Origin of the sequence: Vibrio sp. 10N.222.55.B11 (assembly GCF_041473705.1) — a bacterium.
GTDB lineage: Bacteria > Pseudomonadota > Gammaproteobacteria > Enterobacterales > Vibrionaceae > Vibrio > Vibrio crassostreae_C.
The window spans coordinates 87,287-108,482 of sequence record NZ_JBFRST010000050.1; the positions used below are offsets into that span (position 1 = coordinate 87,287).

General features: G+C 42.5%; 23 protein-coding genes. 12 read left to right on the forward strand and 11 right to left on the reverse strand.

Annotation, left to right across the window (positions count from 1 at the left end; genetic code table 11):
• Positions 1-170: 170 nt before the first annotated feature.
• From radC to AB4503_RS18310, 6 genes are all read left to right on the forward strand, one after another.
• Positions 171-845 (forward strand): DNA repair protein RadC, encoded by a 675-nt coding sequence (gene radC, locus AB4503_RS18285; protein ID WP_372115534.1) that lies wholly within the window; start codon positions 171-173, stop codon positions 843-845.
• Between the two features lie 291 nt (positions 846-1,136).
• Entirely contained in the window at positions 1,137-1,373 is a 237-nt protein-coding gene (gene rpmB, locus AB4503_RS18290; protein WP_004728407.1) for a 50S ribosomal protein L28, read from the forward strand.
• 13 nt (positions 1,374-1,386) lie between these two features.
• Complete coding sequence (gene rpmG, locus AB4503_RS18295; RefSeq protein ID WP_002535344.1) at positions 1,387-1,554, forward strand: 50S ribosomal protein L33; 168 nt, start codon at positions 1,387-1,389, stop codon at positions 1,552-1,554.
• Between the two features lie 203 nt (positions 1,555-1,757).
• On the forward strand, positions 1,758-2,282 hold the full coding sequence (locus tag AB4503_RS18300) for a hypothetical protein (protein WP_032546317.1): 525 nt from the start codon (positions 1,758-1,760) through the stop codon (positions 2,280-2,282).
• A gap of 2 nt (positions 2,283-2,284) precedes the next feature.
• Positions 2,285-3,094 (forward strand): bifunctional DNA-formamidopyrimidine glycosylase/DNA-(apurinic or apyrimidinic site) lyase, encoded by an 810-nt coding sequence (gene mutM / locus AB4503_RS18305; protein ID WP_017071070.1) that lies wholly within the window; start codon positions 2,285-2,287, stop codon positions 3,092-3,094.
• A 91-nt stretch (positions 3,095-3,185) separates the two neighbouring features.
• On the forward strand, positions 3,186-4,190 hold the full coding sequence (locus AB4503_RS18310; RefSeq protein ID WP_017063090.1) for an NAD-dependent epimerase: 1,005 nt from the start codon (positions 3,186-3,188) through the stop codon (positions 4,188-4,190).
• Between the two features lie 128 nt (positions 4,191-4,318).
• Here AB4503_RS18310 and AB4503_RS18315 read toward each other — a convergent pair whose 3' ends face one another.
• The 3 genes from AB4503_RS18315 to AB4503_RS18325 form a co-directional block, all read right to left on the reverse strand.
• Positions 4,319-5,071, reverse strand: a complete 753-nt coding sequence (locus tag AB4503_RS18315) for a glycosyltransferase family 25 protein (protein WP_372115504.1) — start codon at positions 5,069-5,071, stop codon at positions 4,319-4,321.
• A 242-nt stretch (positions 5,072-5,313) separates the two neighbouring features.
• On the reverse strand, positions 5,314-5,796 hold the full coding sequence (coaD, locus tag AB4503_RS18320) for a pantetheine-phosphate adenylyltransferase (RefSeq protein ID WP_010433787.1): 483 nt from the start codon (positions 5,794-5,796) through the stop codon (positions 5,314-5,316).
• A 1-nt stretch (position 5,797) separates the two neighbouring features.
• A complete protein-coding gene (locus AB4503_RS18325; RefSeq protein ID WP_010433790.1) occupies positions 5,798-6,880 on the reverse strand; it encodes a glycosyltransferase family 9 protein in 1,083 nt (360 codons plus the stop codon).
• A gap of 96 nt (positions 6,881-6,976) precedes the next feature.
• Between AB4503_RS18325 and AB4503_RS18330 the strand changes: the two genes are divergently transcribed.
• Positions 6,977-7,690 carry a 3-deoxy-D-manno-octulosonic acid kinase gene (locus AB4503_RS18330; RefSeq protein WP_010433793.1) on the forward strand — a complete coding sequence of 238 codons (714 nt, stop codon included), beginning with the start codon at positions 6,977-6,979 and terminating at the stop codon, positions 7,688-7,690.
• Between the two features lie 56 nt (positions 7,691-7,746).
• Here the strand turns inward: AB4503_RS18330 and waaA are convergent, their stop codons facing one another.
• On the reverse strand, positions 7,747-9,009 hold the full coding sequence (waaA, locus tag AB4503_RS18335; RefSeq protein ID WP_016791481.1) for a lipid IV(A) 3-deoxy-D-manno-octulosonic acid transferase: 1,263 nt from the start codon (positions 9,007-9,009) through the stop codon (positions 7,747-7,749).
• A 132-nt stretch (positions 9,010-9,141) separates the two neighbouring features.
• Here waaA and AB4503_RS18340 point away from each other — a divergent pair, with 132 nt between their 5' ends.
• The 3 genes from AB4503_RS18340 to AB4503_RS18350 are packed head-to-tail and all read left to right on the forward strand — an operon-like array spanning position 9,142 to position 11,886.
• Positions 9,142-10,173, forward strand: a complete 1,032-nt coding sequence (locus AB4503_RS18340) for a CDP-glycerol--glycerophosphate glycerophosphotransferase (RefSeq protein WP_017069245.1) — start codon at positions 9,142-9,144, stop codon at positions 10,171-10,173.
• Positions 10,174-10,182: 9 nt separating this feature from the next.
• On the forward strand, positions 10,183-10,950 hold the full coding sequence (locus tag AB4503_RS18345; RefSeq protein WP_017063097.1) for a glycosyltransferase family 2 protein: 768 nt from the start codon (positions 10,183-10,185) through the stop codon (positions 10,948-10,950).
• Positions 10,951-10,953: 3 nt separating this feature from the next.
• Positions 10,954-11,886: a polysaccharide pyruvyl transferase family protein gene (locus AB4503_RS18350; RefSeq protein ID WP_372115505.1), complete on the forward strand. Its 933-nt coding sequence runs from the start codon at positions 10,954-10,956 to the stop codon at positions 11,884-11,886.
• A 49-nt stretch (positions 11,887-11,935) separates the two neighbouring features.
• On the opposite strand, the gene AB4503_RS18355 is transcribed toward AB4503_RS18350, so the two are convergent.
• The 5 genes from AB4503_RS18355 to rfaD form a co-directional block, all read right to left on the reverse strand.
• Positions 11,936-13,015, reverse strand: a complete 1,080-nt coding sequence (locus AB4503_RS18355) for a glycosyltransferase family 4 protein (RefSeq protein ID WP_102413997.1) — start codon at positions 13,013-13,015, stop codon at positions 11,936-11,938.
• Positions 13,016-13,019: 4 nt separating this feature from the next.
• On the reverse strand, positions 13,020-13,766 hold the full coding sequence (locus AB4503_RS18360; RefSeq protein ID WP_229648005.1) for a glycosyltransferase family 25 protein: 747 nt from the start codon (positions 13,764-13,766) through the stop codon (positions 13,020-13,022).
• A complete protein-coding gene (locus AB4503_RS18365; protein ID WP_372115506.1) occupies positions 13,759-14,958 on the reverse strand; it encodes an O-antigen ligase family protein in 1,200 nt (399 codons plus the stop codon). Before AB4503_RS18365 ends, AB4503_RS18360 begins: the two co-directional genes overlap by 8 nt.
• A gap of 16 nt (positions 14,959-14,974) precedes the next feature.
• Positions 14,975-15,931: a lauroyl-Kdo(2)-lipid IV(A) myristoyltransferase gene (gene lpxM, locus AB4503_RS18370; protein WP_372115507.1), complete on the reverse strand. Its 957-nt coding sequence runs from the start codon at positions 15,929-15,931 to the stop codon at positions 14,975-14,977.
• 134 nt (positions 15,932-16,065) lie between these two features.
• Positions 16,066-17,007 (reverse strand): ADP-glyceromanno-heptose 6-epimerase, encoded by a 942-nt coding sequence (gene rfaD / locus AB4503_RS18375; protein ID WP_010433822.1) that lies wholly within the window; start codon positions 17,005-17,007, stop codon positions 16,066-16,068.
• 152 nt (positions 17,008-17,159) lie between these two features.
• On the opposite strand from rfaD, the gene AB4503_RS18380 reads away from it, so the two are divergent.
• Positions 17,160-18,323 (forward strand): nucleotide sugar dehydrogenase, encoded by a 1,164-nt coding sequence (locus AB4503_RS18380; protein WP_372115508.1) that lies wholly within the window; start codon positions 17,160-17,162, stop codon positions 18,321-18,323.
• 108 nt (positions 18,324-18,431) lie between these two features.
• On the forward strand, positions 18,432-19,070 hold the full coding sequence (locus AB4503_RS18385; RefSeq protein ID WP_372115509.1) for a TetR/AcrR family transcriptional regulator: 639 nt from the start codon (positions 18,432-18,434) through the stop codon (positions 19,068-19,070).
• A gap of 61 nt (positions 19,071-19,131) precedes the next feature.
• Here AB4503_RS18385 and AB4503_RS18390 read toward each other — a convergent pair whose 3' ends face one another.
• Together AB4503_RS18390 and cysE are read right to left on the reverse strand one after the other, a co-directional pair.
• Positions 19,132-20,283 carry a murein hydrolase activator EnvC gene (locus AB4503_RS18390; RefSeq protein ID WP_371713993.1) on the reverse strand — a complete coding sequence of 384 codons (1,152 nt, stop codon included), beginning with the start codon at positions 20,281-20,283 and terminating at the stop codon, positions 19,132-19,134.
• 62 nt (positions 20,284-20,345) lie between these two features.
• Positions 20,346-21,167 (reverse strand): serine O-acetyltransferase, encoded by an 822-nt coding sequence (gene cysE / locus AB4503_RS18395; protein ID WP_009847961.1) that lies wholly within the window; start codon positions 21,165-21,167, stop codon positions 20,346-20,348.
• Between the last annotated feature and the right edge of the window lie 29 nt (positions 21,168-21,196).

A 21,196-nucleotide genomic window follows, 5' to 3' on the forward strand; every position in this document is an offset into this window, starting at 1 on the left:
GCCTAGAAGCAGAACTCGAACAGAGTTGACGCTCATCAAGTTGGTGTTATCAAACTTATCAATTACACGATTTTGTTAGTGTCTCGTTTCCTTTGATCTCTATCGAAGGATCTCTGATTACGATCTCATTAAGGTGATGGGTTGTGTTCATGACCAATGATTGTCTTTATATGCCAATAGATAAAATACCTGCCGAATCGATGCCGAGAGAAAAGTTGTTAAATAGAGGGCCTGATTCTTTGAGTGATGCTGAACTGCTCGCGATATTCCTGCGAACAGGGACACAAGGAATGAACGTCTTGGAACTCGCTGACAAGTTGATCAAAGACTTTGGCTCACTCCGTCATCTTTTTTCAGCAACACAGGAAGAATTTTGTGCCCATAAAGGGATGGGGCAGGCCAAGTATGTTCAATTACAGGCTGTGTTAGAGATGACACAGCGCTATCTAGCAGAGACGTTATCTCGCGGAGATGCACTCACTAGCCCTAGTCATACTAAGCTTTATCTTTCGAGCATGTTGCGTGATCGCCAGCGAGAAGCCTTCTATATATTGTTCCTCGATAACCAAAATAAGGTAATCAAAGACGAAGTTATGTTTGAAGGAACCATCGATGCCGCATCGGTTTACCCACGGGAAGTGGTTAAACGGGCACTTCATCACAATGCGGCGGCATTAATCTTGGCTCATAACCATCCTTCGGGTGTCGCGGAGCCCAGCCAAGCGGATAGGAGGATTACACGCCGATTGACCGACGCATTAGCGCTGGTGGACATCCGAGTTCTCGACCATTTTGTGGTTGGAGATGGCGAAGTTGTCTCTTTTGCAGAGCGTGGATGGATTTGAATCACATTTTAGGTTGTTAGTTGCGTTAAATCTGCTATTATTCCGGCCACATTTTTAGACCTAAAATCAGCTCTGATTACTCAAGCAAGCTGCGCTGCACAAAAAAAGATCACGAAATCCGTAAAAAGGATCTGTTCGGGTCTTGAGCAATGCGTGTCAAGTTAGTATAATGCGCGACCTTTGATAGCCTTGTATGGATTTTCCATAACGGTTTTTACCTTCTATTTTAATTGATAGAGAGGTTCGGCCACCAAGGTTGATATCGAGCTGAAACGATTGGAGAAGACATTCATGTCCCGAGTATGCCAAGTAACTGGTAAGCGTCCAGTAACGGGTAACAACCGTTCACACGCACGCAATGCTACTAAGCGCCGTTTTCTGCCGAACCTACAAACTCATCGTTTCTGGGTAGAGAGCGAAAAACGTTTTGTTAAACTACGTCTAACTGCTAAAGGCATGCGTATCATTGATAAGAAAGGCATCGATGCTGTTCTTGTTGATATCCGTGCACGTGGCGAAAACGTTTAAGAGGAATTAAGCAATGGCTAAAGGCATTCGTGAGAAAATTCGTCTAGTATCTTCTGCAGGTACTGGTCACTTCTACACAACTGATAAGAACAAGCGTAACATGCCAGGCAAATTTGAGATCAAAAAGTTTGATCCAGTAGTTCGCCAACACGTTATGTACAAAGAAGCTAAAATCAAGTAATTGATGCTTTTTTTGCTCTTCTTCAGTAGAAGAAAGAATTGAAAAACCCAGTTTAATCGCTGGGTTTTTTATATCTACAATTTGAGGAGCTCAATTATTCTTGCTTGATATAGCCTCTGATAGATAGAAATCTGTACAACATAGAAAGTATTGCCACTTTCACGATATACTGAATGTTCAATAGGTTAGATGAGCAGAATCAGATGAGATATCGTGGACGCCGGTGGAACAACATACTCATGTTCAGTGTGATCGCTTTTATTGGCGTGTTAAACCTTCCAACATTGATCAAAGCGTACCTTATCGAGCCTGAACCGCAGGTTGATAGCCCTTATCCTTATCTCCTGAACCCAACAGCAAAGCTTCAAGCGTTACACTTTGCTAAGTGGTCTGTCATTCAACAAGATAATCAATGGGTTTACCAGTTCGAAGATACTGACTTTCCTCAAGCCACCAATGCACAAGAGCTGTCACAACGTTGGAAAGAGCTTGTGGGCACGGAAGTCGACTCACAGACCTACACAGACCTTACGCCTCGGTTAAATACACCACACACCATCGAAGTATGGTATCAAGACCAAGAAGAGCCCCAGCGTATTACCTATTATCAATTGCCTGAGTTCTGGTTGTTAAAAAACTGGAATGATCAGTGGTTGGCGGTGTCTATTGAAGAGAGCTACCTGTTTCCAAGCTTTAACGCTAACCACTCCTCTAAATCGGACGACTAACTATGCCTGAATTACCCGAAGTCGAAGTAAGCCGTATGGGGATCTCGCCTCATTTAGTTGGCGAGACCATTAAAACCCTTACTTTTCGCACGCCTAAGCTGCGTTGGGATATCCCACAAGAGTTAAAAGCATTAGAAGGGCAGATGATTCGCTCCATCTCGCGTCGTGCAAAGTACCTATTGATTGAAACGGATACTGGCACTGCCATTGTTCACCTTGGTATGTCTGGCTCACTACGCGTATTAGACGCTGACTTTCCAGCAGCCAAGCACGATCACGTGGATCTTAAGCTCACCAATGGCAAAGTATTGCGCTACAACGACCCTCGCCGCTTTGGCGCTTGGTTGTGGTCGGCGCCTGATGAAGTCCACTCTGTGTTGCTTGGTTCTGGTCCTGAGCCGTTAACGGACGACTTTAACGCTGATTACATCGCTGAGAAAGCAGAAAAGCGTAAAGTCGCAGTCAAGCAGTTCATCATGGACAACAAAGTAGTGGTCGGTGTCGGGAATATCTACGCTAACGAAGCCTTGTTCTCTGCAAAAATCCACCCGTTACGATCGGCAAACAAAGTGACCAAAGCCGAATGGATCTTGTTAACCGATGAGATTAAACAAGTACTCGCAACGGCTATCAAGCAAGGTGGTACTACGCTGAAAGATTTTTCTCAGGCTGATGGTAAACCAGGCTACTTCGCACAAGAGCTGCAAGTGTATGGTAAAGCAGGTGAAAAGTGTCCAAGCTGCGAAGCATTGATTCAAGAGCTAAAAATCGGACAGCGCAATACGTTTTATTGCGAAGAGTGCCAAGTATAGAAAACCTGAACTCGTGTTCACTTTTTATTGCTAGTCGATAGGCTAGCGAGTGGCTACAATTGTACTAATTATATGAATTGAGAATAGTAGAATGAAATATTTAGTAACTGGCGTTGCTGGTTTTATTGGCTCTGCAGTGTCAGAGCGACTATGTGCGGCAGGGCATGAGGTTGTTGGTATCGATAACCTAAATGACTACTACGAAGTCTCTCTGAAACATGATCGCCTTAAGCGTATCGAGCATGAAAAGCTTACCTTTATCGAGCTGGATCTCGCTGATAGAGAAGGTATCGCTGAGCTTTTCGCACAGCAAAAGTTTGACCGCGTGATTCACTTAGCGGCGCAAGCTGGCGTTCGTTACTCAATTGATAACCCAATGGCGTATGCCGATAGCAACCTTGTCGGTCACTTAGCTATTCTTGAAGGCTGTCGCCATAATAAGGTTGAACACCTCGTTTATGCTTCATCGAGTTCCGTTTATGGCTTGAATCAAAAAATGCCATTCCATACAGCAGACAGTGTTGATCACCCGATTTCACTGTACGCCGCGACTAAGAAGTCGAATGAGTTGATGGCGCATACCTATTCTCATTTATACGACGTACCAACGACAGGTCTTCGCTTCTTTACGGTTTACGGCCCTTGGAGTCGCCCTGATATGGCGATGTTCAAGTTTGCGAATCTAATCGTAGCGGGCAAAGAAATCGACATTTATAACAACGGCGACATGATGCGTGACTTCACTTATATCGATGATATTGTTGAAGGTATTATTCGTGTTCAAGATCGTATTCCAGCCAAGCAACCAGATTGGACCGTTGAGCAAGGGTCACCAGCAACCAGTTCTGCTCCGTATCGCGTGTTTAACATCGGTCACGGCAGCCCGGTTAAATTAATGGACTACATCGAAGCATTAGAAGGTGCTCTAGGTGTTGAAGCGAAAAAGAACTTCATGCCAATGCAGCCTGGTGATGTGTACGCGACTTACGCTGATACGGAAGATTTGTTTGAAGCGGTTGGCTATAAACCTCAAGTGAAGATCCAAGAAGGCGCGAAAGCTTTCGCGGATTGGTATAAAGCCTATTACTCGCTGTAGTAATTGATAAACTTTGAATAAAAAATAGCGCTCACTGAGCGCTATTTTTATAGGTAATCGCATGATTGCTTTTTAGGTATAAGCATAAAGAGAGGGGGCAATTTAATGTGAGTGTACTTTTCCTAGACCTAGAATTTTGGTCTGAACTTTTTATCTAGTACTGCAAGGTGATAAAGGTTTGTTGATAGATTAAGTGCCATACTCTTTATTTTGTTCACAATCTTCATAAAGGCGACAGAATAGTCTTTTCTACCTTTATGTTTACGACTACCGATAATTGACGGCCGTTTACTACGCTGTAATCCAGCAGAAGAAACACCAAACATGGGGTGCTTATGAATCCAAGTATTCCTTAAGAATACATCAACTGGATAATTAAAAGTTGAACTTTGTTCGATGAAAGCTTGTGCCGCTTTGGGAGATATAGCATAGCAGGCGGTTCCTTGAGGAACTTTCAAATACTTTACAAGATGCTGTGTATCGTACTTATCAACTGAATAATGTAGTCTATTCTTACTGTCTTGTAAGCGAATAAAACCACACTGCTCAATATGCTGCTCGGCGATAGTCAAAGTATTGCGAAATATATCGATATCAATATCGGCATGATCTTCGAAGACTAAAATGGGTTCATTTAACTCTATGCATTTTTGCCAAATAAGATAATGGCTTGCATAACACCCCACTTCCCCAATTGCATGCGGTCTACCCATATTGTGTAAAAAAGCTCTATCGTGAATTCTTGTTAGTAGAGGATGTTCATCGGTTCGTGCATCCACTCCGATAAAAAACTCAAAATCAACCTGAGCATCCTTAAGGGCGTTAGCTGTTGATTTTTGCCTACAATGGTTTGCTTTTAAGGTAATACAGTATGATTTCATAAAGCTATATTGATGTATTTATTCACAAGAAATTATGTTATCACTCGTTTGGCTTTTTGTAATGATTGTTCGCTTTGTTAGAGGTTATGGTTGTGACGAACCTCAAGAGTGTTCGGGGTTCGCATTATCTGATTCATAGGTTCTGCAGTGTCAGAGCTAATATGTAGGGGTCTAAATGAATTTATCTGTCTCAAAAAATAGCGCTCAATGAGCGCTATTTTTTTCGGTGTAGGTAAAGAGAATTACTTGGCAGTCTTCAGCTTTATCTCGGCTGCCACCTTTTGTGGTACAAACTGGCTAATATCCCCTCCGTGTATAGCGACTTCACGAACAATGGTTGAAGAGAGGAAAGCATACTCTTCTGAAGGGGTCAGAAATACGCTTTCAAGGCCAGGTAGGAGCTTACGATACATGCTAGTGAGACCAAACTCGTACTCAAAGTCCATGGTTGTTCTTAGACCACGTACTAATACGTTTGCTTGCTGCTGTTTAGCAAAGTCGACTAGTAACCCTGAGAATCCCTCTACAGATACGTTAGGTAAGTGAGACACCGCATCACGTAACAACTCTACACGTTCATCTAACTCAAACATGGTTTTTTTACTTGGGCTCGCTGCTACTCCAACAGTGATATGGTCAAACATGCTAGCGGCACGAACAATGATATCAAGGTGGCCATTGGTCACCGGATCAAAAGTTCCTGGATAAATAACGTGTGTGCTCATTTTAGCTGTCCTTGCTTAATGTAGTGTTCGAATTCGGTGCTTTACTAGAGTTTAAGGCCTTATCGAGTTGCTGCTTTACCATATCGAGTGTGATGTCTTTCATCAGGTCATCGCCTTTAGCACGGGTTCCCCATGGAAGGTCTGCGACTGGTTTACCTTGTTGTGCTTCTACGTGCTGTTGATAAACACTCACTACGATATCGAGATCGTTGTAAGGTCCTGTTCTACGAGGGTCGCTGTGTGCGTACAAGCCGATTACAGGCGTTGACTGCGTAGTTGCCAAGTGGGCTGGGCCAGTATCAGGTGCCAATACCACCGTTGCATGTTTCAGTACGGCAGTCAGTTGCTTCAAGTTCGTTTTGCCAATCAAGTTGGTTACTGGCGACTGGCATAATTTTTCGATGTCGCTACCAAGGTTAACTTCTCTTGGTGCCGGAGAACCACATAACACCACTTGCATGCCTTGTTCGACAGCATAATCAGCAATAGCTGCATATCGCTCAGTTAACCAATTGCGTGAATCTTTGCTTGCAGCTGGGGAGATAACCAAGGTCGGCTTGTCTGCCATGGTGCTAATTGCGAGTTGTTCATCTTCAGGTGTCAAAGGGATATCCCATTGAGGCTTATCGAAGGGGACACCAATGTAGCGAGCAAATTCGGCAAAGTTATCCAACACATGAAACTTATCTGAAATAGGTAGATGGTGGTTGGTAAAGAGTGACTGCATTTCACGAGTACGGTTTTTGCCAAATCCCACTTTGCACTTCGCCTTTATCCCCCAAGATAGCACGCTGGCTCTGAGTGCGGCTTGCATATGCAGAAGTGCATCAAATTTACGATCAGATAGCTGACGCCATAATTCACGCATTCCTTTGAAGCCTTGTTTCTTATCGAAAACAATCACCTCAATACCGGGTAGATCACCGATCAGCATGGCTTCTATTTTGCCCGTTATCCAAGTGATTTTCGTTTCAGGCCACTGCTTCTGGATGGCTTGAACCACAGAAATAGCATGACAAACATCGCCAATCGCGGAGAGGCGAAGTATGCAAAGAGATTGAGGTGCAGTTGAGAACAGTGACATAAAGTGCCCGAAAAAAGTGAATAACATCAGAATTATGCAGATACTCGCATTAGTTGTAAAATAGCAATGACGAAAAGCGACCCAAAGGCCTCATAGATGGAAACGATTAGCACCAAGAACCAAACAATTTGGTACGACCCTGAACTTTTGGCTCAGGTACCAGAGGGCGATATCGCTCAGATCTTTGAGGCTGAATATTGGCAGCAACAAGACGCCATTTCAGGCAGTGCTCAAGGACGCGGTACCACATGGTTCATCCAGCTTGATGGAATACAGGCCGCATTGCGCCATTATCGCCGTGGCGGATTGTTTGGGAAGCTAGTCGAAGACCAATATCGCTTCTCTGATTGGGAAAGCACGCGCTGTGCGATGGAGCTTAATGTTCTCAAGGCATTGGCAAACTCAGGTGTGAATGTACCGAAGCCCATTGCTGCTAGAGCCATTAAAAGCGGACTACTTTATCGAGCGGACTTAATGTCTGAACGAATTCCCAATGCCAAAGATCTGGTTGATGTCTTGGTCAATGGCCCGATAGATGCGGATGTTTATCGTCGAATTGGCCAAGAGGTACGCAAGATGCACGATGCTGGGGTTAATCATACCGATCTCAACATTCATAATATCTTGCTTGATACTTCACAAAACGTGTGGATTATTGACTTTGATAAGTGTGGTCATCAAGCGGGTGATGACTGGAAAGAAGACAACTTGAATCGCTTAAAGCGCTCGTTCTTAAAAGAAGTGAACAAGCGCCAGATTCAATGGCAAGAGCAGGATTGGGAACCGTTATTGCAAGGCTACCAAGGTTAGTTGCTGTTAGTTAAGAGTGGTGACTAGCTAAGAAGGCCATTAGCTAAGAATGGCCATTAATTAAGAATGTATGCCAAGGTTTTATTCAACGCCCCTCGGTTCTGTTCAACCACTTGATAAGCCGCTAAGCCTCTGTTTTTACGCAAGTCAGGCTGAGAGAATAGCTCTCTTAGCTGGCCTGCAATTTCATTACTGTTTTGACTAATAGTGACAGCTTGAGCTTCAAGTAGTTTGTCTGTGATCTCGCTGAAGTTAAAATAGCTAGGGCCATTGAGTAAAGGTAACTGCAGTGCCGCAGGCTCTAGAAGATTGTGGCCACCTACCTTATCGCCCACAAGGCTCCCTCCCATAAAGCACACATCAGATCCGCCGAGTAATACCAACATTTCTCCCATCGTATCCGCAATATAAACTTCAACATTAGAGGTGATTGGTTGCTGACTCGTTCGAGTGATAGTCTTGAAGCCGTGCTCTTGAGCTAGCTCAGACACTTGGTTAAATCTCTCTGGGTGACGAGGCACAATCATCAGCAAGGTATTCGGATTGTCTTTAAGGAGCTGTTTATGAGCGTCTAAGACAATTTCATCTTCGCCTTGATGAGTGCTGGCTGCTATCCACACACAGCGTTCAAAGCCAATTTGTTCACGTAACGCTTTGCCTTTTGATACTTGTTCAGCTGAAACTTCAATATCAAACTTGATCGACCCAGTCACATGCACAGATGCTTTATCTAACCCTAATCGTATAAAACGCTCAGCATCACTTGGGTATTGGCAAAGTACTTGAGAGAGATTTTTGGCTAAGAGATCAAAAACGGCTTGGAATTTAGCATAACGCTGGCACGAGCGTTCAGATAGGCGAGCGTTGAGTACCGAAATGGGGATTCCAGCTTTCGCGACGCAGTGCAGTGTGTTTGGCCATAACTCGGTTTCCATGATTAGCATCTGTTTAGGCTGAACAGTCTTCAAAAAACCTCGAATACACCAAGAAAAATCAATCGGCATGTAGCGATGCTCGACTAAATCACCGAGTTTTTCTATCTGCTCTGCACCCGTGCTGGTTGTCGTGGTAACGATAATGGCTTGGTTTGGATTGCGTCGCTTCAGTTGCTTTATGATCGGTACGGCGGCAATCGATTCACCAACCGATACTGCGTGAATCCAGATAGGATTCTTACCTTGAGTTTGCGGTGTGATCCCGAAATGTTCTTTCCAACGCTGACCAAAACTTGGCTTTCCAGGTTTGCTCTTATAAAGCCCATACAGCAGTAGCGGAGAAGCTAATGACAATATGAGAGTATAGATAAGTCGTATAAGCATAAGAACAGTGACACCAGAAGGTAAAATCAATATTCAGAAGAGTATTTTCTTCAATCTCGAAAGTAAAGAGCGTTATAATTAAATGCTTAGTTGCGCTTTCAAACGGACATGGTGAATTTTATCTCATCGCTTATGCAAACCGATCAAACCTATCGTTTCTTGCTCTACGTCGAGCAAAATTATTCATTTGCTATTCTTCGCCCATTCTATGATTACGCGAAGCAACTCGGCCATGAGGTTAAGTGGTTGCTTGTTGGTGAAGACGCTTCTGAACATCTTTTACTGGATCAAGAGCAGAGCGTCTCTTTGACAGAAGCTATTGCCTTTAATCCTTCTGCCGTTCTAGTGCCCGGCGATCGTGTTCCAGCGTTTATTCCAGGGTTGAAGGTACAAGTATTTCATGGTTTGAACGAGAGCAAACGTGGGAACTTATACCCTGAACGTGGTCTATTTGATTTGTATTGCACCGAAGGCCATGAAAGAACAAGCTCGCTTGAGCCGCTAGCTAAGCAGCGCGGCTATTTTCAAGTTAAAGAGACCGGGTGGCTGAAGCTCGATAGCTTGTTTAATTATCAAACCAGTGACAAGCATTTTGAAAGACCTCAAATTCTATTCGCTTCCACTTTTTCGCCAAGTTTATCCTGTGCTGAATTGGTTTATGAAGAGCTTAAGCGCCTAAGCAAACTGAGCCAGTGGCAATGGTTAGTCACATTGCATCCTAAAATGAAGCAAGAGACACGAGAAAAATACCAGGCGTTGGAAGGGGACAACCTTCTGTTCTTCGACAATGATCGAGTGATTGAAATGCAGCATCGTGCTGATGTGATGGTATGTGACAACTCATCGATCTTTCAGGAGTTTTTGTTGCTCAATAAGCCGGTTGTTACGGTAAATAACCGAGAGCCTCAAGCGAGCTTCATCAATATTACCCAAGCAGAGCAGTTAGAATCAGCAATTCAACAAGCTATGCTGCCTGATGAAACAAGAGATAAAGCCATTGCTAATTATGGTCCGTCAATAACGCCATATTTGGACGGTCAATCCTCAGCGAGAGTTCTGAGTGCTATTACGGATGTGCTAGAAAGCGGTTGGCAGGATAAAAAACCAAAAAATTGGATTCGTAACTTTAAAATCCGTAAATCATTAAACTATTGGAAATTCTAGGGCTGAATAATGAGAAAACATACCCTGTCTGTCATTGTTATTACCAAGAATGAAGAAGACCGAATTGAAACTTGCCTAAAATCTGTGGTTGATATTGCCGATGAGCTAATTGTGTTAGACAGCGGATCAACGGACGCAACCGTTGAGATATGCCAAAAATATACAGATAACGTGACAATCACAGATTGGCCTGGCTTTGGTAAGCAAAAACAGCGAGCGCTAGATAAAGCGACATGTGATTGGGTGCTATCAATTGATGCTGACGAAGCTCTCGATAAAGAGATGAGCGACGCTCTTGTTGAACTATTAAAACAAGATCAAATCAAACACACTGCTTATAAACTTCCTTGGGGGGTGACTCTTTATGGCACGACTCTAAAACATGGCCGCAGTGCTCGCGCAGTATTAAGACTGTTTAAGAGAGAAGGCTCTCGATATACGTTAGACGAGGTTCACGAGACCGTCGTTCCGGAGCAAGGCTCTACAGGGATATTGAAGGGATTTCTTCTTCATTACACCCATCGTGACTATGGCCACGGCCTAGATAAAGCAGCGCAGTACGCCTGGCTCGGCTCGCAAAAGTACCATCGTAAAGGCAAAAAATCACACGGCTTATTCCTTGCTCTACTTCGAGCGATGTGGACGTTTTTCCTTGTGTACATTATCCGTCGTGGCTTTATGGATGGTAGTGTCGGTTTCATTATGGCTATGACCTACGCTCAAGTGAATTTCAATAAATATGTTGGCTTATGGCTTATTGAAAAAGAAAGGAGCTAACCAGTGGCTTTTAAATTAGAGTACTGTCTGTCAGATACTTACAACGTAGGGGATGATCTTAACCCTTGGCTGTGGCCACAACTTTTTGGTGACTTGATTGTAGAAGATAGCTCTCGTTATTTTTTAGGCATAGGGACGATTTTGACGGAGAAGCGATTAGATGAAACTCTTTCAGGTGCGGACGAAATCATTATTTTCTCATCAGGTTCATGGGAGTGGAACGTCCCCAAGTTATCTGACAAGTGTACTGTTTATGGTGTAAGAGGGCCTAGGACGGCAAAAAAATTAGGGTTAAAACCCGAACTGGTGGTTGGAGATGGTGCTTATCTCCTTCGTGAAGTTGACTTCCCTAAAGCGGAAATACAAAAAGGGAAGATTGGATTTATACCTCATCATCGTAGTGAAGATTTTATCGATTGGGATAAAGTTTGCCAGAAGATAGGTTTAACATACATTACAGCAAAACAATCGGTCGAGACTTTTTTGTTGGCTCTTCAAGAGTGTGAGTCCGTTGTGACTGAGGCCATGCACGGTGCAATTATTGCGGACGCACTTCGCATCCCTTGGAAAGGAGTTCGTTTCTCCCCGGCATTTGACGATGAAAAGTGGTATGACTTTGCTGAATCTATGGATGTAGAGCTAATATTACACGACTTACCTTTTATGAGTGTTAATAAGATGCCCATTGGTAAATTGTTAGAAAATACGTTTAAGAGAAATGTAGCTAAATTATTTAAATCTTCATCGAGAAAGTGGCTGTCACTCGTGACTGTGTACAAACTGGCCTCTAATGACGATATGAAAAATTTACAATTGAAGCTTAAAGTTTTAGCCAATGACAAGAGCAATTACCAATTGAGCTCTTTGGCACAACTCAATGCGATAGTCGAGACTCAAAAAGCAGTGGTAAACAGAATTATTCAAGACCACAAGTAGGTCGTTTGGGCAAGTTGGTTATCCACTTACTTGCCCTTTGATTGCTAAGCTATTTGTTCGTTAATTTCTCAAAAAAGCGAATGTGTTGTTTAACTGTTTCTGATGACGAAAAGTAGCGTTGGAGTCTGATCTTTGCTTTATGTCCCATTTCTGAACATCGTTCTTTACTCTTTGCCATGTTGTTTATAGATTCACCTAAAGACTGAGCATTTTTTACAGGAACAATGTGGCCAGTTTCGTTTTCTTCAATAAGTTCTGGGGAGCCACCAGTTGTCGTTACGATGGATGGTGTCCCATTAGCCATGGCTTCAACTATCGTTCTTGGAAGGCCTTCTCCACTGATTGATGGTTGAATTTGAAAATCAGCCATAGCCATAATGGATGGAACATCTTTTCTGTGACCAATGAAGTGTATTCTCTCTGACATAGGGCTATCTTTCGCCATATCAAAATAAGGTTCGTAACCACTGCCAATTAAAAGAAGATGAAAGTTTGGGTTATCAACAAAGTGTGTAGCTCTGATTAGAACATCAATTCCCTTGCTGGGCCTAACATGAGCAGCACACACAGCAATGACATTATTGGAGTCTAAGCCAAACTCTTCTGGCTTATTTTCCTGAACAGTATACCAGTCTAGTTCGTGACCTTTGTAGATGGTAACTACATTATCTTTATTGCACCAAACTCTCTTTTTAACGTCATTGGCGACAGCTTTTGATACGCATACAACACCACTGACTTTTGGGTGCAGGTGAGTGAGGTAGGCTGAAGGATCATGGCGATACAGGCCACCTGTAGTCCCGCGATATGTGATTAATTTTGTTTTCTTACCAATACAAGCAAACGCAGCGTTTGGTATCGTCTTAGAATTAAATGCATAAAAAATGTCATAGGCTTTGCTGTTCAGTTCAGCCCTATAAGCTTTGATAGTCTTTAAACAAATCTTTTTATTTGGGTAGGCATCAACAACTCTTACGCCATTTTCTTGAAACCGTTGAGCGTATTCTGCATCGCCTTGGGTAAGAACTGTGACCTCATGACCTTGCTTTACCATTTCTATAAACATTTCGGCTTCAGGACGTACACTATTTCGAGCATGATAGTAGGAACTAGCAATAAGAATTTTCATTGGATTACCGCTTCGAGTATTTGAATTTTATGTTATGTAGGTGACGCTGGATAGTTTCGTTTAAATTGAACCATTCACGCTTACATTTCTTGAATAAACTTCTGGTGCTTGTGCGTTTTTCATAACCGATATCGGAATCAAACTTAGGGTCGTTCGTTAAGCAGGGTACTGCAGTGCCGTAGCACTCGACTTCGTTTTGCCAGAATCGGTCCATATAAATATCTACAGCCATATACCACTCTTTTGAGTGTTCAAGGAATTTTCTAGCTCCTGAAGGTCTTAAGAAATAGGCTGTTGCACTCATATGCCCTTTAGTGAACTTGTGAATACTAGTAGATTTCGCTTCGAGCACTTCGTAAGAATCATATTTACGGCGCTTGTTTTTGAATAATCTTATGCACTCTACAGTTTCGGGGATGTCACTAATATCTTGTATGAAGTTAAGGAATGCCTCTTTAAATATAAGAGCATCATCTTCAATTATGACTATTGGTTGATTGAGTTCAACACACTTCTGCCACAATAAGTAATGGCTTGCATAACACCCTAACTGACCAGCGCTTAGTGTTTTTGCTCGGTATGTTTGGCTTAAATCATTATTGTAAAGGTTTAGTAGTGGGTGAGGGGGGAATGTTCTTCCATCCACAGCAGAAAATAGCTCAAAAGGAAGAGATAGTTCATCTAGTTGGCGACTAATGTTTTCTTTTCTATCTGTGGAAGATTCTAAATTTATGACAAATATTTTAGTCATTGGTAACTCTCTTACATCTTGAGCAAATAGGAATTAGAAATAATAAATATAACATTAAAGGTTGAGGGTGATTAAAAGGTACATCAGTTAAACCTGCGATGAAAAATAAGCTAACCAAACCAATTATTATATATGCATCGGATGGTGGTGATTTCCTCACCATCATTAGTGGATAAAGCAGAAGTCCAATTACTAGCATCGTTCCTATAACCCCAGACTTAACCATTTTATCTAAAAACTGATTGTGGAAGTGGGCTGAAGCATAGTGATATAGCGATCTAGATATTTCACCATGTTCTAACTTACCTTTTAATATATCCCGTTGTTCTTGTCCGTGCCCTAGTATTGGTTTTTGTTTTATTAATTCCGGAGCTAACATCCACATTTGTAACCTAAGCCCAACGGATGTACTATAATCGCCTGATTGAATCTTTTTGACTTCATAGATGGTTTGGTTATATCTCTCATTTATTTTATCTTTAAATAAGAAGGCGCCAGTAGAAGTTAGAATGGCTGTGAGTATAAGTGTAAATAGTATATATTTTCTCGAAGGAGGATTTTTAATACATTTAACTGCGATTATAATAAAGATACTTAAAGTAAACGCCAACCAAATCCCTCTAGTTTCACTTAGGATTATAGGAGGTAACGACAGCAGAAAAGCGACCAAAGGAAGGGTTTTACCCTTTAAAGGAGAATTACCTAGCAATAAAGAAAACGCGATTATGGATATCAATGCGCATGCAGTTGAGTAAGGTATCGGATTTATATAACCAGCATTACGCCCTGTACTGATATAAACATTGAAATAGACGCTATTGACAAATATTGCCAAACTACCGATCAAAACTACCCATTGAATTACTTTTTGAGTAAGTATATGGTATGGAAAAGCTATAAGGAAAAGAGTAAGTCCAATCAGTGCTCTTAGCTCTCTAGAACTGGATCCGTGATAATAATAGCTAAAGATAGTATATATACATGAAATGCCAATTAACCACACAAACTGGCTCTGTATGTTATTTAATATAGTTTCTTTTTTAAATACTAATATACTGCCGATGATACTAATCAAAAATAGTGGGATCATTTTCTTATCACCACTATCTAAAACTAACATGCCTGTAACAGCAAAAAAGTAAGGTAATAGTAAGATTGCTGTATAAATCTGCTTTCTGTTAATAATATTCATACTGTTTAATGTAATGCTAACCACTATAAGGATTTATATTGCTATCAGGGCGAGTCTTAAGCAGTCTTAAGATCCACATATATTGCTCTGGGTTTTTGCTCACGTAACTTTCAATACATTGGTTCATCATACGTGCGTCCTCTTCTTCGCTTCCTGTTGGGAAGGGTAGAGCAGGGTAGAAGTCCAAGGCGTATTGGCCTGTACTGCTATCGTATTGAGCAAACAAGGGCACAATTTTAGCTTTACTTAGTTTTGATAGGCGACCAAGGCCTGAGATAGTTGCTTTTTGAGTCGCGAAAAAGTCAACGAAGACACTGTGCTCACGGCCAAGATCTTCATCAGGGAGGTAGTAACCCAGGTACCCATCACGTACCGACTTGATGAAAGGTTTGATACCACCGCTGCGATCATAAACACGACCGCCGTATTGCACGCGCTGTCGGTGCATTAGCCAGTCACTGAGTTTGTTTTTTTGTGCTTTCGCCATCGCAGATACAGGTAAATTGCGTGAAGCTAATAATACCGCTGGGATATCGATAGCCCATGTGTGTGGCACCAGCAAGATCACATTCTCGCCACTGTCTGTAATATCGGTTAGATTGCTCAGGCCGTTTATCGCAGTGTTATTCTCTAGCCAAGTTTTACTCTTGAGTGTCAGTGAAGCAAATCCCATCAAAAATGAGATGGAAGTAACGTATGACTGATAGAGAGTTTCTTCGCGCTCTTCGATAGATTGCTCAGGGAAACACATCTCAAGATTCACTCGAGCCCGGCGGTTAGCCTTATTCTTAATTTTTACAGCTTGCTTAGCCATAAACTTAGCTAATGCTAAACGAATGCTATTAGGTAAGAAGCAGACTAAAGACGATAACAAAACAGCAATCCAAGTTCCCCAGTATTTAGGTGCTAGAAAACCCCATTCAAACTCAGGATTGTAAGCTTTTGGATCAAAATCATTGCGTTGTGTGGTCATTCATTCACTACATTATTTAAATCAGAGAGTTAACTTAATATCGGTCACTCTGGGAATGATTATATTCGTTAGACATTCCCAATAATATACGCTAAAAGTAGGGTGTATTATTGGTCCTAATCTGAAATATACCGTTAAGCGTTTACGATCTTCATGTACTCAGCAACGCCATCGGCTACTGCTTTAAACTCGATATCGCAACCTGTACCGCGAAGCTTCGTTAGGTCTGCTTGAGTGAATTCTTGGTAAGCACCTTTTAAATGCTCAGGGAAAGGAATCGTTTCGATTTCGCCTTTACCATGGTGCTTGATAACTGCCTTGGCGACTTCTTCAAACGACTCAGCATTGCCAGTACCTAGATTAAAGAGGCCTGATACCCCATTCTCTAAGAACCACAAGTTTACAGCCGCAACATCACCTACATACACAAAATCACGCTTAAAGGTTTCGCTACCTGCGAACAATTTCGGGTTTTCACCGGCATTCATTTGGTTGTTTAGGTGGAAAGCGACAGAGGCCATGCTGCCTTTGTGTTGCTCGCGTGGACCATAAACATTGAAGTAACGAAACCCTACGATTTGCGAAAGCGTTTCGTTGTGTGCTGCTGCATCCGCGGTTAAGCGACGAACGTAGTTATCAAATTGTTGTTTTGAATAGCCGTAGACATTCAATGCACCTTCGTACTCTCGCTCTTCGATGAAAGTGTCGGTCTCACCGTAAGTTGCAGCTGAAGAGGCATACAAGAAAGGAATTTCACGCTCAACACAGTAATGAAGTAGCTCTTTTGAGTATTCATAGTTGTTGAGCATCATGTATTTGCCATCCCACTCAGTGGTAGCAGAGCATGCTCCTTCATGGAAAACAGCTTCAATATGACCAAAATCATCACCGGCCATGACTTGAGTTAGGAAGTCATCACGATCCATGTAATCCGTGATGTCTAGGTCTACAAGGTTCTTAAATTTCTTACCATCTTTTAAGTTGTCGACGACTAGAATATCGTTGTGGCCCGCTTCATTAAGCGCCTTAACAATATTGCTGCCAATCATGCCAGCACCACCCGTTACGATAATCATAATTTTCTAACTCTTTTGAATACAAAACTGTCACGAGTATAGCAAGGAATGGATAAAGCGGGCTAGTGGAATAATTCCCCAACCAGAGTATGATACGGCAAGCTAAGTTATAAATTATGTTGAGTTAATTACTCAAAACTATAGGTATTATCATGAAGATTGCAGTAGCCGGTACAGGGTATGTGGGTCTATCAAACGCTATGCTTTTGGCACAACATCATGAAGTAGTCGCGGTAGATATCATCGATGAAAAAGTGGCAATGCTAAACAATAAGCAGTCACCGATTGTAGACAATGAGATTGAGCACTTTCTATCAAATAAGACGCTGAACTTCATGGCAACAACGGATAAAGCGGCTTACAAAGATGCTGAGTTTGTCATCATTGCTACACCAACCGATTATGATCCAAAAAATAATTACTTTGATACCAGCTCTGTAGAATCGGTCATTAAAGACGTCATGGATATCAATCCAAATGCTGTCATGGTTATCAAATCAACGGTCCCTGTTGGTTATACTGAGCGTGTTAAGCAAGAACTGCACTGTGAAAACGTTATGTTCTCACCTGAGTTTTTACGAGAAGGCAAAGCCCTGTACGATAACCTACACCCATCACGTATTATCGTTGGTGAGTGCTCTGAACGCGCTAAAGTGTTTGCGAATCTGCTGGTTGAAGGCGCAGAAAAAGAGAGTATCGATGTTTTGTTTACTAACTCAACGGAAGCCGAAGCAGTAAAACTGTTCTCAAATACCTACTTAGCGATGCGTGTTTCTTATTTCAATGAGCTTGATTCTTACGCGGAAGCGCATGGCTTGGATTCTCGTCAGATCATAGAAGGTGTTGGCTTAGACCCTCGTATCGGCAATCATTACAACAACCCTTCATTTGGTTACGGTGGTTACTGCTTACCAAAAGACACCAAGCAACTATTAGCAAACTATCAAGATGTACCAAACAACATTGTGGGTGCGATTGTTGATGCAAACCGTACCCGAAAAGACTTCATTGCGGATTCAATTATTAAGCGCTCGCCTAAAATTGTCGGTATTTATCGTTTGATCATGAAGGCTGGCTCCGACAACTTTCGAGCATCGTCGATTCAAGGGATAATGAAGCGTTTGAAAGCTAAGGGTATCGAAGTGGTCGTATTCGAACCTGTGTTAGAGGAAGAGCATTTCTTTAACTCGAAGGTTTATTCTGACCTAGAAGAGTTCAAAGCTGTATCGGATGTGATTGTATCTAACAGAATGGTGGAAGAAATCGCAGACGTTGCAGATAAGGTGTACACACGAGATCTGTTTGGCAGTGATTGATTCGGCTCTATTTTAGCTAATGCTAATTAGACCAGATGTTAACAGCTCGATCTATCCGTTTAGTGGCGATATACTGAACCTCTAAACGGATAGGGATACTAATAACTAATGAAAACACGTGACAAGATTGTTTACTCTGCTCTAGAGCTTTTTAATGAGCACGGTGAGCGTAGTATTACGACCAATCATATTGCTGAGCATATCGAGATTAGCCCTGGTAACCTCTACTACCATTTCCGCAACAAGCAAGAAATTGTCCGTGACATCTTTACTCTCTATTCGACAGAGTTACTTGAAAGGTTCACACCGATTCAAGGCCAACAAGAAAGCCTGACGTTACTAAAGACTTACTTAGATTCTATCTTCACACTGATGTGGAAGTACCGATTCTTCTATGCGAATCTGCCTGAAATATTGTCACGTGATGAAAAACTCCACCTTGATTACATGGCCGTACAAGAAAAGCTGCAAACGAATCTTGTCGATATCATGCGAGCCTTCGTTGAGTTGAACCTGCTCAAAGCAACGGATACGGAAATGAAATCGATGGTCACTTCTCTTCACTTGATCGCATCGGGTTGGTTGGCGTATCAGTCTGCGATGTCTCCAAAAGCTCAAATTACCGAGCAAGTGGTTCATCAAGGAATGCTGCAGATGATCGCGACGGTTAAACCGATTGCGACAGCTCAAGGTTTTGAGCAGCTGACATTATTGGAAGATGGTGTAAGGGCGTTGAACTCTAAATAGAAAGAGACGAGTAAGCGGTATACGGGATTCGAAGAAAGATACCGCATCCCGTATCTGCTCTTTATCGAACTAACCAACTCTTCGGGTTTTGGGCTTGGCTGTTTCTGCGAATCTCAAAGTACAGTGAAGGGCGCGTTTGGCCTCCAGTGTCACCAGCAAGCGCAATCGCTTCGCCAGCTTTAACCTTGTCACCTTCTTTCTTCAGTAGTGCTTGGTTAAAGCCATAGAGCGTCATATCACCTTTACCATGATCGAGAAGAACCACTAAACCATAGCCTCGCAGATACTCGGCAAATACCACCGTACCTGAGTAAACGGATTTAACCTGCTGACCGTACTTGGCGTTGATCACCATGCCTTTCCAGTTAATTTGCCCCGTTTGACGTGAACCGTAGTTATGTAGAACTTTATCTTTGATCGGCCAAGGTAGCTTACCTTTACGTTTTGCTAGGCCATCCATCGGGACTGCATTACGTCGTTCTCGAGCCGCTTTTTCTGCTTTTGCTATTTCAGCTTTCAGGCGAGTTTCATTTCGCTGAAGTTCAGCCAAGTAATTTTTGTCGCCAGAAATATTCTTCTTAATACTGCCAACGGTTTTCTTACGTTGTGTTTGAGTCTGAGACAACTTGTCACGCTTAGTGGTTTGCTGTTTTAACAATGTTGCGATTTGTTCTTGCTCGAGTTGACGCTGTTTGTGGCTTTCTTCTAATTCAAGTTGCGTCTGTTCAATCGTTTTAATGGTTGCGGAGCGAGCTTTGGCAAGGTGCTGGTAATAATGACTGATGCGATCTTCTTCTACACCGGTGTTGAGGATGTGAGAAGAAGCTTTAGCTCGACTTGTCATGTAGTATGTCTGAATCAGTTGCTCTAATTTATCGGTATGGACTTTTTTCTGAGCCGTAAGCGCTTTAATCTTGGTGTCTAAGTTAGCAATATTTGCATTAGCCGTATTGAGCTGCTTTTTACTGTCTAGAATCGCTTTTTCAAGTGAAGCGATGGATAGCTCTTGTTTCTTGAGGCTTGCTTGTAGGCTATCGAGTTTTTTCTGTTGTGAGGACAGGTTTTTTTGTTGGCGAGATATTTCACTCGATACGCCTTTCAGTTCCCCCTGAGAGGCGGCAAATGACGATGTAGATAAAAGAGCAGCGCAAAGGCTAGCAGATACTAGAAGAGTCCGGCTAATGGCTCGAATTTGTTTCATCATTATCGTCATTTAGTTGTATTCATCTGCTCTTAATTTTTCGAATTCCGCTGAATCGAATCCCGTATCTGCTCTTAAATCCCATCACCATGGATGAAGTTTTGCGAGCGACCGTTGAACCCTTGGTCCATATCTAAAGATGGTTTATCGGTTTTTGGTTTGCCTACAATTTTTGCAGGAACCCCAGCGACTGTTGTATGAGGTGGTACGGCTTGTAGAACCACAGAGCAAGAACCAATCTTAGCGCCTTCACCCACTTCAATGTTGCCGAGGATTTTAGCACCTGCACCAATCATCACGCCTTCTCGGATCTTAGGGTGACGATCGCCACCTTCTTTACCCGTACCCCCTAAAGTAACGTCTTGAAGAATCGATACATCATTTTCAACGACGGCTGTTTCACCAATCACAATGCCTGTCGCGTGATCAAGCATGATAGCTTTACCGATACGAGCCGCCGGGTGAATATCCACTTGGCAAGCAACTGAAATTTGGTTCTGTAGGTAAGTGGCAAGCGCAATACGCCCTTGCTTCCATAGCCAGTTAGCCACTCGGTAACCTTGCAAAGCGTGGTAGCCTTTCAGATAAAGCAAAGGCATCGAGTACATCTCGACCGCAGGATCTCGATTTACCGTCGCGCAGATATCACAAGCAGCCGCATCAATAATCGATTGATCTTGCTTAAATGCTTGTTCAACCACCTCACGCACCGCCATTGCGGGCATTGAAGCCGTCTTTAATTTGTTTGCTAGGATGTAACTTAGCGCAGCGCCTAAGCTTTCGTGGTTGATAATGGTGGCATGGTAAAAACTCGCAAGCATAGGTTCTTGCTCTGACTGCTGTCGAGCTTCCTTCACAATGCATTGCCAAACCTTTTGCTGTTCACAGTGTTTCATTTTTCCATCCATTTTATCTATTTTATTCC